This is a genomic window from Glaciecola sp. 33A, from assembly GCF_002836745.1.
In the GTDB taxonomy this organism is placed as follows: Bacteria; Pseudomonadota; Gammaproteobacteria; order Enterobacterales; family Alteromonadaceae; genus Glaciecola.
In genome coordinates, this window is sequence record NZ_PJAR01000024.1 from 86125 (window position 1) to 99767 (window position 13643).

Annotated in this window: 9 protein-coding genes; 6 read left to right on the top strand and 3 right to left on the bottom strand. The window is 43.3% G+C overall.

From position 1 onward, the window contains the following. Positions 1-107: 107 nt before the first annotated feature. Both CXF81_RS00805 and CXF81_RS00810 read left to right on the top strand, forming a co-directional pair. Complete coding sequence (locus CXF81_RS00805; protein WP_101179253.1) at positions 108-2762, top strand: TonB-dependent receptor; 2655 nt, start codon at positions 108-110, stop codon at positions 2760-2762. A 112-nt stretch (positions 2763-2874) separates the two neighbouring features. Continuing rightward, on the top strand, positions 2875-4854 hold the full coding sequence (locus CXF81_RS00810; RefSeq protein WP_101179254.1) for a tetratricopeptide repeat-containing sulfotransferase family protein: 1980 nt from the start codon (positions 2875-2877) through the stop codon (positions 4852-4854). Here CXF81_RS00810 and CXF81_RS00815 read toward each other — a convergent pair. Continuing rightward, positions 4844-5047, bottom strand: coding sequence for a hypothetical protein (locus CXF81_RS00815; RefSeq protein ID WP_157825458.1), 204 nt, complete (start codon positions 5045-5047; stop codon positions 4844-4846). The genes CXF81_RS00810 and CXF81_RS00815 overlap by 11 nt on opposite strands. A gap of 211 nt (positions 5048-5258) precedes the next feature. Between CXF81_RS00815 and CXF81_RS00820 the strand changes: the two genes are divergently transcribed. The 4 genes from CXF81_RS00820 (at position 5259) to CXF81_RS00835 (ending at position 12152) form a co-directional block, all read left to right on the top strand. Next, on the top strand, positions 5259-5663 hold the full coding sequence (locus CXF81_RS00820) for a hypothetical protein (RefSeq protein WP_232771722.1): 405 nt from the start codon (positions 5259-5261) through the stop codon (positions 5661-5663). Between the two features lie 293 nt (positions 5664-5956). Then, positions 5957-7354 (top strand): TolC family protein, encoded by a 1398-nt coding sequence (locus CXF81_RS00825; RefSeq protein ID WP_101179260.1) that lies wholly within the window; start codon positions 5957-5959, stop codon positions 7352-7354. 2 nt (positions 7355-7356) lie between these two features. Then, the gene (locus CXF81_RS00830) at positions 7357-9012 is read left to right on the top strand and encodes an efflux RND transporter periplasmic adaptor subunit (protein WP_101179262.1); all 1656 of its coding nucleotides are present in this window, start codon (positions 7357-7359) and stop codon (positions 9010-9012) included. Beyond that, the gene (locus tag CXF81_RS00835; RefSeq protein ID WP_101179264.1) at positions 9009-12152 is read left to right on the top strand and encodes an efflux RND transporter permease subunit; all 3144 of its coding nucleotides are present in this window, start codon (positions 9009-9011) and stop codon (positions 12150-12152) included. Before CXF81_RS00830 ends, CXF81_RS00835 begins: the two co-directional genes overlap by 4 nt. A gap of 82 nt (positions 12153-12234) precedes the next feature. Here CXF81_RS00835 and cysQ read toward each other — a convergent pair whose 3' ends face one another. Together cysQ and nudE are read right to left on the bottom strand one after the other, a co-directional pair. Beyond that, positions 12235-13053 (bottom strand): 3'(2'),5'-bisphosphate nucleotidase CysQ, encoded by an 819-nt coding sequence (gene cysQ, locus CXF81_RS00840; RefSeq protein WP_101179266.1) that lies wholly within the window; start codon positions 13051-13053, stop codon positions 12235-12237. Continuing rightward, positions 13054-13620, bottom strand: coding sequence for an ADP compounds hydrolase NudE (gene nudE / locus CXF81_RS00845; RefSeq protein WP_101179850.1), 567 nt, complete (start codon positions 13618-13620; stop codon positions 13054-13056). Positions 13621-13643: the final 23 nt, after the last annotated feature.

The following is a 13643-nucleotide window of genomic DNA, read 5'->3' on the forward strand; positions in this document are numbered from 1 at the left end:
AAACTAGTGTGTTATATTGAACGCTAATAGATACACTCCTAATATTTAGTATACTAATTATTATATAAAATATTACTAGTTAAACGTTATTTAAACAGGTGAAACCATTGAAAATTAACAAGCTTAGTTATGCCATTGTAACAGCCCTAGGCACTTCATCGTTCGCTATGGCGCAGCAAGCCACTGACGAAACTGAAACCGGCCGTGTTATTGAAACAATTCAAGTGACTGCTACCAAACGTACTGAATCAATTCAGGCAATTCCAGTAACAGTCAGTGCCTTAAGCGGCGAAGCGTTAGAAAATTTAGGGGTCGATAATTTTCAAGATTACGTTGAGTTTTTACCTAACGTTGTATTCCAAGGCACAGGCCCTGGTCAAAACGAAATATATATTCGTGGTGCTGCGACATCGCAAACCAATATAGCGGTATCTACGGTGCAAGCCCTGCAGCCATCGGTTGCCTTCTACTTGGACGAGCAACCAGTGTCTATGCAAGGCCGAAACCTGGATATTTATGCTGCTGATGTTGCACGAGTCGAAGTTTTACCAGGTCCTCAAGGGACTTTATTTGGTGCAAGTTCGCAGTCTGGTACGGTCCGCATGATAACCAACAAGCCTAATTTTAGTGGCTTCGCTGGTGGCGTCGATTTAGGCTCAAGTTTCACAAAAGACGGTGAAATGAGCAACTCTGTTGAAGCCTTTTTAAACTTCACTCCAGCTGACGATTTAGCCGTTCGTGTTACCGTATATAACGATAACCAAGGTGGTTGGATAGATAATATTCGTAACGATCCGGAGCAAGGTGGTTTTGGTGGAAGTGCCGTCGTTATTAATAGAATTTCAGGTGGTGTACTGACTGATCCAGACAATATCGAAGTCATTGCACCTAATAATGATGAACTAGTTGAAGAGGATGCTAACGACGCAAGTTACGCCGGTTTTAGACTCGGTGTTGCTTACGAAGTGAACGATGACTGGGATTTGTTAGTTCAGCATACTCAGCAGCAGTTAGATACTGAAGGCGTGTTTGCATACGATCCTAACCTTGAAGGCACCCAGTCGGTTAATCGGTTTCAAGCAGACAAAAACTCAGATGTATTTGGTTTAACTACATGGACGCTTAGCGGACGCTTAGACGAACTTGATATAGTTTACACAGGTGGTTTATTGAATCGCGATATCGCGTCTACTGTAGATTATACTGGCTATACGAATGGTGGCTTATTTGCAGCATATTATGTGTGCAACCATTACACAGCGGCCACACCTGCTGATGTAAAATGCCTAGATCCAAGCAAGTTCTATAAAGAAGAAACAGATACCTCACGCACAACGCATGAGCTTAGGCTCAACACCGATGCTAGCAGAGATTGGCGCATTACCGCAGGTATTTTCTACGATTCACAGGAATTGAGTACAGTGGGTAAATTTAAAATACCCAATACCGAACTTTTTCCTGATCTAGCCAGAACGACTGTTGGCCAAGAAGGCATTAACAGCGATGGCGGCCCGTTTGAATCAGAAGTTGGTTTCGTTAATGATGTAACCCACGGTATCGACCAAATTGCGGTTTTCGGTCAAGCAGAATATGACTTATCCGATACGCTAACGGTAAGCTTAGGTGCTCGTTGGTATGAAATCGAGGACAGTTATAAAGGCTCCACGACTACGGTAGATGTTACGCGCAGACTCAGAGCGTTTGGCACATTAGATCCTGCTGAACTGATTGAAGTGGGTGAAGACCCAGCGGCGATTGACGCAGCTATAGCCAGCGGACAGTTAGATGTGTCGTTGTTGGATGACGACGGTGTACTTACCGTTGATGATGTTATTTATAAGGCATCTGTCGATTGGAAAGCAAGCAGTGACATGCTGTTTTTTGCCACTTATAGCGAAGGTTTTAGACCACCGGTAACTAACCGTGTTGGTGGTGGCTTAGCGACCAATCAACAAGGCGCGTTTGATGGTTTCAGAATTCCCGTTTATTCGACCACAGATACGCTTAAAAACTACGAACTCGGTATGAAAGCCGATTTCTTTGACGGTATTTTCCGTGTTAACGCAACGGCCTTCTTTTCTGAGATCACTGACTTACAAACCTCTCGATTTGACCCGACCAATATTAGCTTCTTAGTATTTACCGATAACGTCGGCGATGCTGAAATCCAAGGTATTGACGGTGATATTACGTGGCTTGCTACTGATAACTTAATTTTAGATGCGTCTTTCAGTCTGCTAAACACGGAACTTACTCGCGTTAATTCTGAATTAGATGGTATTGCGCCGCCAGTGGGCAGTGAATTACCCTACTCAGCTTCTTTCTCTGGTAATATTAGAGCACGTTATTTCTATGAAATGGACAACGGTTTAACCGGTTTTGTGAATGGTTCACTTGTTTACACGGGTGACCGTTTAGCCAGTATGACAATGGATGCTTACGTACTTGAAGATACAACAAGACTTGTGTACGGCACAGGTAGTGGACTAAGCATCGAAAATGAAGCCAGCGTATTTGAAGGTGTCGGCTACACCGACACTAACGGTGAGCTCTTCGCGGGTGGACGTTACATTCAAGATAGTTACGTACTCGCTAACGTTGCCTTTGGTATCACTAATGACGAATGGAAAGCGGAGATATACATTGATAACTTGTTTGATGAACGCGCTATTCTGCATATAGACAACCAGCAGTTTACACCCAAGGTTGTGAGTAACAGACCACGTACTATTGGCTTTAGATTATCATACGACTTTTTCTAAGTAGCATGATATAACTTTCTAAAGCAGTATGTTGAAGCCCCTTTTAAAGGGGCTTTTTTGTGTTAAATTACGCATACAAATGAAATAATTTTAGGCAACTATTTAGGTCACTATGTCAGCACAAACACTATCTCCTAAGAATGAACTCAAACGCATTCAGCAATCGCTTCAACAAAGTAAATTCGCCGATGCTGAACAAAGCGCTATTGCATTATTGAAGCGCAAGATTGATGTTGAAGCACAAACACAGTGCTGGTATTTATTGGCTGTATGTAGACGACTTCAAGGTCAACATGAGTCGGCTATCGAAGCGGCTCAGCAGTTACTCCAAATCAACACTGAACACGCTAGGGCGCACCAAGAATTAGGTTATAACTACCGTACTTTGCAAAAAGGCAAGTTAGCTAGTATTCATTTTTATAAGGCGACTAAGCTAAACCCAGCATTATTATCTGCATGGCAGGCCCTGTTGCCGATTTATCAACAAGCGGATCAAAAAGAAGCGCTGGTGTTATGTACAAACCAAATTACCCATTTGAGTGGATTACCCAAGTCCTTGCTAGCCGCAACAGACCTATTGTATGAAGGTAACATAGTCGAGGCTGATGCGTTATGCCGTCGCTATCTGCAAGAAAATAAACATTCTCTCGATGGCTTGATGTTGTTGGCAGAAATCGCAGTGTCTTCAAAAGCGATATCTGAGGCCGAATTTATATTGGAAACTTGCACACAGTTAGCCCCAAATAATTTAGAGGCTAACTATCAATTATTTAAAATTTTTAGCAAATTAGGCAAATTTGCTAAAGCACTCTCTTTGGGAGACATTCTAGTTCAACAAGACCCCAATAATATATTCTATCAGGTAGCGAAAGCGACGGCATTAGTGGGCGTGGGGGATATTCAAAAAGCCATTGATATATATCTACAGATAGTTGAAGACAACAAAGCAGAATCGAATGTGTATCTGTTACTTGGTCATGCATATAAAACCCAGGGCAACATTGAGCAGTCGGTAATAGCTTATCAGCAAGCTTATAAGCTCGAGCGTCACTGCGGTGACGCATATTGGAGTTTAGCCAACACAAAAACGTACCAGTTTAAGGCTGAAGAAATACAACATATGCTGGCTGGAACCACAAGTGAGGATGTTAGCTTAAAAGACAAAGTGCATTTACATTTTGCTTTAGGTAAAGCTTATGAAGATGAGAAGCAATATAAGCACTCTTTTTCACACTATGACTTGGGTAATAAATTACAGAGTACAACATTAACTTACTCAAGTGATAATCATGCGCAATTTGTAAAATCACAAATTAGTGCATTCACGCCTGAACTAGTTACAAAATTTGCGAAAATAGGCCATCCGGATCCGGCCCCCCTATTTATTGTAGGAATGCCGAGGGCAGGTTCTACACTCCTTGAACAAATACTGGCATCCCACTCTGAAATAGATGGGACGATGGAGTTGCACGAAATTTTGGGCTTAGCCAGTAACTTAAGTAAAAAGCAAGGCAATAAACCGGTTTATCCACACAATATAAACAGCATCCCTGAATCTTATTTCGCTCAACTAGGCCAAAAATTCATTCAGGACACCCAAGTATATAGACAAGGTGGTGCGTACTTTATTGACAAAATGCCAAATAATTATATGCACATAGGTTTAATCAAACTTATTTTACCGAACGCAAAAATCATTGATGCGCGGCGTGAGCCCATGGCGTGCTGTTTTAGTGGGTTTAAGCAATTGTTTGGCGAAGGCCAAGAATTTAGCTATTCGTTAAGTGACCTTGCGCAATATTACAAAAATTACGTCAAACTAATGGACCACTGGCAACACGTCTTTCCTAATCAAATTTTACAAGTTCAACATGAAGATGTAGTGAACGATACTGAAACACAAATAAGACGCCTGCTCGATTTTTGTGGCCTCCCATTTGAACAAGCTTGTCTCGACTTCCACAAAAATAAACGGGCAGTAAAAACGCCAAGTGCTCAGCAAGTTCGCCAGCCCATCTTTAAATCAGGGCTTGAGCAGTGGACTCACTTTGAGCCCTACTTAGGAGAACTGACTGACTCATTTATTGACTAAAAGTGGCGTTAAAACTCAAGGGCACTGATTTAGAAATGCTTTTCAACATTGCTACTTGTTGCAAGGCAGCGACGCCTTCATCAAGATTAAATGCAGTTGTGCTGATGATCGTTTGCTTTAACTCTCCGGCTTGCAATTTGCTCAGAGTGGGATCAACCTGAGCGGTAAACGTCGCTGAACTATACTCACTCATTAGCAAATACATATTTGTTGTAGATTTTTGCCTCGGTGAAATCCGTTGTTTTTACTATTGCTAAAATTAATACTATACTCGTGTCTACGTTTTGTGGTCTATTGCCATAGCAGTTACATAAATGAGCGCACCAACACTAAATAGTAAAATGCGTTCATACTAATATTAGGGTAGTTTGAACAACGTGTTTAATCGCTTCATCAGTTTCACAATGATCATTTTCTTGCTCGTCGCTCAGGCAGGGGAGGCTTTTGCTGTCTCTTCGATGGCTTGTTTCAGTCACGATCGTAAAATGATGAGTGAAAATATGGTGCATAGCGGTGAGCATGCTGTTGTCGGCGTCATTAACGCTGAAAAGAACCACGTAATGGCCATGAATGATGACATGTTCGGTCAGACATCAGCAAAAAAAGAAATGAACGGGCATGAATGTTGCCAGCAAGATTGCGATTGTCCCGCGGGCATGCTTTCACTTGCCGTGCTTATTGAGCTTAATATTCAAGTCATTTCGCATTTAACCGACGAGCAAAAAATTGATACTGAACGTCGTTTAGTCCATGCCTTTATCCCAAGTCAGAAACGCCCTCCAAAATCGCCTATATCTTTCGCAGCCTAGATCTGTCCGGCGATTTTAAAGACCTTATCTCGCCTTTTATTGAGGTGTTGAAACTACCTGTTTAGACATTAATACAGTATTGATCCAATACGGTATTAAATCATGGATACGTTGGTTCCATTTCACTCTTGATAGGTTTTAGTGTCGATTTTCAATTCCTCGAAGTCATGCGCTAAGTTGTTGCCGAAAGACGCGTCAGGTATGCCATTGATATAACTAAATCAACAGTATCTATGCATTAACCATCATCAGGTATAAGCCAAAAGTTAGCCATAGGCCAAAAAGAGTCAAACATGAAATTTTTTAAAGTAGGTCATTTACGTGCGCTGCTAGCAGGCTCGTGTAGCGTAATATTATTAAATAGCGCTATGCTGAGCTTGAGTGTCAGCGCGAACCAAAGCGGCAATAAACATCACGACAATCAGCTTCCACTGAGTTTGACACAAGCGGTATCCGTAGCGATTGCAAATGACCCTTGGCTGACCCGCAGTAAGTTACGTCAAAAGGCCATGATGGATACCAGTGAAGCTGTTGATGCATTACCTAATCCTATCGTTTCTATCGGTTTAGCTAACTTGCCTACCGACGGTTTCGTATTTGACCAAGAACCCATGACGCAATTGAAAGCGGGTGTGATGCAGCAATTTCCGCGCGGTAACAGTCTTGAGATTCAGCGCAAGCAACTGCAAGAACTTGCCCTACAACATCCGTTATTACGACAAGACCGAATAGCTAAAACCAAGGTGATGGTGTCGTCACTTTGGCTAGAGGTTTATAGAGCCCAGCAAATAGTGGCTTTAATAGAAAACGACAGAGCGTTATTTCAGCAATTAGCCGAAATAATACAGGTCAGCTACTCATCTGCAGTGGGTAAAGTGCGTCAACAAGATATTGTGCGTGTACAGCTAGAACTTACGCGCCTTGATGACAGGTTAAATACATTGATGTCGCAAAAAGAACAAGCGGGCGGGCAGCTGCTTGAATGGTTGAGCAATGGTCATGATTGGCAGTTATCTTCGGCTGACTTCACGCAATATCAACGCGTGTCCACTCGATTGCCCATGATTGCTGGATTAGCGCCGTCTGCGCAAACTCTATTAGCGGCCAACGACAAGCGAAGCCTTGCGCAATTGCTAAGCGCTCACCCAGCTGTTCTCGCCATTGAACAACGTATTGATGCCGGTGAAACCGCTGTCGAATTGGCCAAACAATCTTATAAGTCGCAATGGGGTGTAAATGCAAGCTATGCCTATAGGGCTGACGACCACTTTGGTCGAAGTCGGGCTGATTTATTTTCGATTGGGGTGTCATTTGATTTGCCTTTGTTGACACAAAGTTCACAAGATAAAAAAGTGTCAGCGGCAGTGAGAGAAGCTGAAGCTATTAAAACTGACAAACTACTTGCACTCAGAGGACTACTTTCACAATTACAATCAACCTGGTCTCGGTACCAACGACTGCGTAAACGCCAACTGATATTTGACGATAGTATTTTAGTGCAAATAAGAGAGCAAGCAGAAGCCTCCCTGACGGCATATACCAATGACGACGGCGATTTCTCTGATGTCGTCAGAGCTCACATTGATGATTTAAACGTGCGAATTGATGTCCTTAATATTCAAGTTGATCTACTAAAGGCACAAGTTGAACTGAATTATTTTTTTGCAACAGCCGTTAAGGTAGGAGAATAAGCATGCACAAAACACATGACACTCAAGGTCAGTCACTATCTACCTTTACATTACTTGGAATAGGTTTGGCGGTTGGTGTCGCTTTAACCGTGGCTATTTCTACGTTTGTGCTGGAGCCTAACAGCATGTCTTCAGACAGCCTTCAAAACACAGCCAACGAACCCATGTATTGGGTGGCGCCGATGGATCCAAATTTCCAACGAGACAAGCCCGGCCTATCGCCCATGGGCATGGATTTGGTGCCGGTATATGCGAATAACACTAGTAGCGATGAGCAAGACAGTCCGGGGACCATTCAAATCAACCCAAATGTGGTGAATAATTTGGGCGTAAGAACCGCTAAAGTACAACGCAAATTTCTCAATTTGACTATACAAACATTGGGTTACGTGCAGTATAACGAGGACACACTGGTGCACGTTCACCCTCGGGTTGAGGGTTGGATAGAAGTACTGAATGTCAAAGCTGCTGGTGAATACGTAAAAAAAGGTGAGCCATTATATGCGCTATATTCACCTGAATTAGTGAATGCACAGGATGAGTTTTTGCTGGCAGTAAAACGCGCTAACAACAACTTAATAGCAGCTGCAAAATCCCGTCTAAAAGCATTACAAATGCCTGAGACCGCGATTGAAAAACTAATTGCGTCTGAAACAGTACAGCAAACGGTTGTATTTACCGCCCCACAAACTGGCTTTATCGACAACCTCAATATTCGGGAAGGTTTTTACGTCAAGCCTGGTATGACGCTCATGTCCATTGGTGCCTTGGATGAAGTTTGGGTTGATGCAGAAATTTTTGAGCGTCAGTCGAACTTAGTGAAGCTAGGGTTGCCAGTGCTGATGACAATGGAATATCTACCCGGCAAAGCATGGCATGGAAAAGTGGATTACATCTATCCTACTTTGGATGCGAGTACCCGCACTCTGCGAGTTAGGTTGCGATTTAGCAATGAGGACTATTTCTTAAAGCCAAATATGTTCGCTCAAGTAAGTATTTTCACCGGTTTGCCTCCTATGAATGGCGATGCTGCTGGGCAACCCAACATCATCGTACCTTCAGAAGCAGTCATTCGCACCGGTTCGCAAAATAGAGTTGTACTAGCTTTAGGCGATGGTAAATTCAAGTCGGTTGAGGTGTTAATAGGAAATACTGTTGAGGTTAATGCAAGGTTACCTGCATTAGAGCCTAACACAATCATGCACGAAACTTTACCAACAGGCAGTTACACTGAAATTTTGTCCGGCTTAATGGACGATGATTTAGTCGTAACGTCAGCTCAATTTTTATTGGATTCTGAAAGCAGTATTAGCTCTGATTTTATCCGTATTGGTGGCGAAGCGGATCTGTCTGATCAAATGGACAGTGAGGCAGCGCATGACCATGGGCACGATATAGGTGATATGCACAGCCAAGTTGTGGACGACAAGAGCAACGCTGTATGGGTTCAGGCTACCGTTGATGATGCCATGCTAGAGGACAGGATGGTACGACTAACGCATGGAGACATCGATGCGTGGGGAATGCCTGGTATGAGCATGATTTTTGTAGTCGCTGAGCAGGTCGACATGACTAAGTTAGAAGTGGGTAAGACGATGCACGTGGCACTCAAAAAGCCGGTATCTGGCATGTTCCAAGTAGTCGGTGTTAAACCATGATTGCGGCTATTATTAGATGGTCGGTAGATAACCGATTCTTCGTACTATTGTGCACTTTTATTATCGTCGGTGGCGGTTTAGTTACGCTTAAAAACACACCGGTTGACGCCATTCCCGATTTGTCTGACGTGCAAGTCATTATTAAAACTAGCTATCCGGGTCAGGCGCCACAAGTTGTAGAGGATCAAGTCACTTACCCACTAACTACGGCCATGCTGTCGGTGCCGGGTGCGAAAACGGTGAGAGGTTTTTCGTTCTTTGGTGATTCATTTGTGTATGTCATTTTTGATGATGATACCGATTTATATTGGGCAAGAAGCCGTGTTCTCGAATACCTGTCACAGGTCACGCCGAGTTTGCCGGACAACGCCAAACCTCAATTAGGGCCAGACGCAACAGGCGTGGGTTGGGTGTATATTTACGCGTTGACCGATACCACTGGACAGCTCGACATCAGTGAGCTGCGAAGCTTGCAGGACTGGTTTCTAAAATACGAGTTACAAACCGTGCCTGGTGTCTCTGAAGTCGCCTCTGCTGGTGGCATGGTTAAACAATATCAGGTGACAGTTGATCCTGAAAAATTGCGTGCGTATGGCATTCCGCTGTCGCATGTGCAGGTGGCAATTCAACGCGGTAACCAAGAGATAGGCGCTTCAGTAATTGAATTGGCCGAAGCGGAATACATGGTGCGAGTAACCGGTTATATTCAAAACCAACAGGACATTGAAAATATTCCACTAGGTGCTAGCACCAACGGCAAAGGTGCTACTTTGTTAATTAAGGATGTTGCCAACGTGGGTGTTGGTCCACAAATGCGTCGTGGCGTTACTGAACTGAATGGTGAAGGTGAAGCCGTTGGTGGCATTGTAGTGATGCGCTTTGGCGAAAACGCACAGCAAACCATTAATGCTGTGAAGATAAAACTCGACGAATTGAAGAAGGGCTTACCTGCAGGGGTTGAAATAATTCCGGTGTATGATCGCTCCGCATTAATTGAACGCGCGGTGGATAACTTAAGTAGCAAGCTGATTGAGGAATTCATTGTTGTAGCGCTGGTATGTATGGCGTTTTTATTTCATGTTCGCTCATCGATGGTTGCCATCATTAGTTTGCCAGTCGGTATTTTTATTGCCTTTATCATTATGTATTTTCAAGGTATTAATGCCAACATTATGTCCTTAGGTGGTATTGCTATAGCAATAGGTGCGATGATTGATGGTGCTATTGTAATGATAGAAAATATGCACAAGCACATTGAAAAGACGCCCCTTACAAATGAAAATAGATGGCAAATAGTCATTAATTCAGCCACTGAAGTCGGGCCTGCATTGTTTTCTAGTTTGTTAATCATCACGGTTAGCTTTTTGCCTGTGTTTACGCTCGAAGCTCAGGAAGGACGGATGTTTGCTCCCCTCGCTTATACTAAAACTTATGCCATGGCTGCGGCTGCGGTACTCGCCATTACTCTAGTGCCGGTATTAATGGGCTATTTTATTCGTGGCAAGATACTTCCTGAGCATAAAAATCCAATTAATCGGTTTTTATCATGGATCTATTTACCCGCACTCAAAACAGTGATGAGTAACCCTAAAGCTACGTTGTTCGCAGCCCTACTTTTGCTGCTTGTGGGTTTTTGGCCTATTAGTAAAATTGGTAGCGAGTTCATTCCGCCTCTCGATGAAGGCGACTTAATGTATATGCCGACCACTTATGCAGGCATATCTGTTGGTAAAGCGAGACAAATTCTACAACAAACGAATAAGCTTATTTACACTGTTCCAGAGGTGGAGACAGTCTTTGGCAAGGTAGGACGCGCAGAAACAGCAACCGATCCAGCACCATTAACGATGATTGAGAGTTTTATTCAATTAAAGCCTAAAGATCAGTGGCGTGAAGGATTAACCACTGAGTCGCTGATCGATGAATTTAATAATTTACTAACTATTCCTGGCCTAACTAACGCTTGGGTAATGCCGATTAAAACTCGTATCGATATGTTGGCGACAGGTATTAAGACTCCTGTTGGTATTAAAATAGGTGGACGAGATCTGAATGAAATTCAAAAAATTGGCCAACAACTTGAAAAAATACTAAGTGAGGTTGAAGGCACGGCATCAGTCTATTCAGAGCGCGTTGCCGGTGGGCGTTATATCAAGGTTGACATTCAACGTGAAAAAGCCGCACGCTATGGTTTAAATATTGCCGACGTACAATCAGTCGTAGCCAGCGCTGTAGGCGGCATGAATGTGACTCAAAGTGTAGAGGGATTAGAAAGATACCCCGTAAATATCCGTTATCCACAATCTTATCGTGCTTCTCCTGAAGCGCTGGGCCTGCTGCCGATTGTTACGCCGCAAGGAAAACGCATTGCGCTTGCTGATGTTGCCAATGTATTTATTGAAGACGGTCCGCCGGGTATTAAAAGTGAAAATGCACGACCCAACGGTTGGGTTTTTATCGACATTGATGATATTGATTTAGGCAGTTACGTAGCCGCAGCCCAAATCGCTGTGAACGAGCAACTTGATTTACCTGCGGGATATTCAATAGCGTGGTCAGGACAATATGAGTACATGCTTAGAGCGCAAGAAAAATTATCATATGTGTTGCCACTGACCTTAATGATCATCATTATTTTATTGTATTTAAATTTCAAAAACATCGCTGAAGTTGCCATGATCATGGGCACGCTGCCTTTAGCAATGATTGGCAGTATTTGGTTGATATATTTGGAAGGCTTTAATTTCTCGGTCGCTGTTGGTGTCGGCTTTATTGCTTTGGCGGGCGTGGCCGTTGAAATAGGCGTTATTATGTTGGTCTATTTAAATCAGTCTTTCAATAGCATGCTTGAAGAGTGCAGTGATCGAGGTATACAACCCAGCAAAGACAGCTTGTTTAGCGCCATATTGCATGGCGCCGCAATGCGAGTGCGACCGGTGATGATGACGTCAGCAACGATTATAATAGGCTTAATGCCGATACTTTATGGTGTTGGAACCGGCTCAGAGGTGATGAGTAGAATTGCAGCACCAATGGTCGGCGGAATGGTCAGTGTATTGTTGCTAACCTTGCTAATTTTGCCCGTAATCTATTTATTGTATAAACGAGTGCAATTGAGGAAGCAGTTTAGTGAATTCTAAATGGTAGCGACGATCCGTTGCTACCACCGATGGCTAATGTTGTTTGTTGACCCGCTTACTTGGCTAATTACTGTTAAGCCATTTATTTATAACAAATAATGCCTTTCCAGTTAACGCGCTGGTCGCCAAGGACGACAAAGTCTGGATTTTCGACTGAGTCACGCAGGTTGTAACTGAGTTCATCAAATGTAGCGGCGACAATTCTTCCGCCCGCCTCGTTGATAATGCATTGAGATGCGCCTGTATCCCACTCACCAGTCACACCTAGGCGCATGAAAACATCTGCTTTACCCTCGGCAATAAAGCAGGCTTTTAAAGAACAACTACCAGCAGGTAGAGTCTGATAGACGCGTTTTTGCGACATTCTTTCAAACACTTTTTCGCGCGATTGTCGGCGACTAATAGCGATCATGATCACGTCTTCGCTGGGCACCTTAAACTCCCTAACGTTAATCTTTTTAGTTTCGATATTGCAGCGTTTATAAGCACCGTGGTCTCTGCTTGCAAAATACAAAGTTTCACCGGCAGGCCAATAGATTACCCCAATCACCGGCTTGTTATGTTCGATAAGCGCAATATTTACTGCAAAATCACCTGAACGAGCGATAAACTCTTGCGTACCGTCAATGGGGTCAATAAGCCAATACCGAGTCCATTTTACGCGTTCGGCTAAAGGCAGTTGAGGCGTTTCCTCGGACATCACCGGAATATCTGGCGTTTGTTCTTTCAGCATTGTCATAATGATGTCGTTAGCGCGGTAATCGGCACTCGTTACAGGCGACTGGTCTTCTTTTTCATATTCTTCAAAGATGCCTTTGTCATAAATATTCAGCACTTCTTGGCCCGCAATATAGGCCGCCTCTTTAGCAATTTCTAGTAATTCTGCAATGGAATGGTGCACTTAACTATTTTCCTTCATCCACTTTTGTAATAACAGCAATGCGGCTATGCATCTGGCTTCGACAAAGTCGTCTCTTGCGAGCAATTCATCAGCTTTTGATACCGGCCATTCGATAACCTCTAGAGGCTCAGGTTCATCGCCTTCTAATGATTGCGGTGTTAGGTTTTCAGCAACCAGAATATGCATCTTCGCATCAAAAAATGTCGGCGCCATGTGCACTGTGTGCAAGGCATGTAATTTGCTGGCCTTGTATCCGACTTCTTCTTGTAACTCTCGATTAGCTGCTTGTTCTGGGGTTTCGCCTGGGTCAATTAGGCCCTTAGGAAAACCAAGTTGATAGGAATGCGTACCGCAGGCATACTCTCGAATGAGCAGCATGGTATCAGCATCTTTTAATGGCACAATCATAACTGCCCCGCGCCCACCGCCGACCATTCTCTCAAACTCGCGTGTTGCGCCGTTACTAAATTCAAGGTCGAGCTTTTCTACTTTGAAAAACTTAGATTTAGCAACTATTTCGGTCTTATGAATTGTAGGTAACTCTTTTTTATTGTCTATTTTACTCACTCCGAATTCACGATAAACTATGC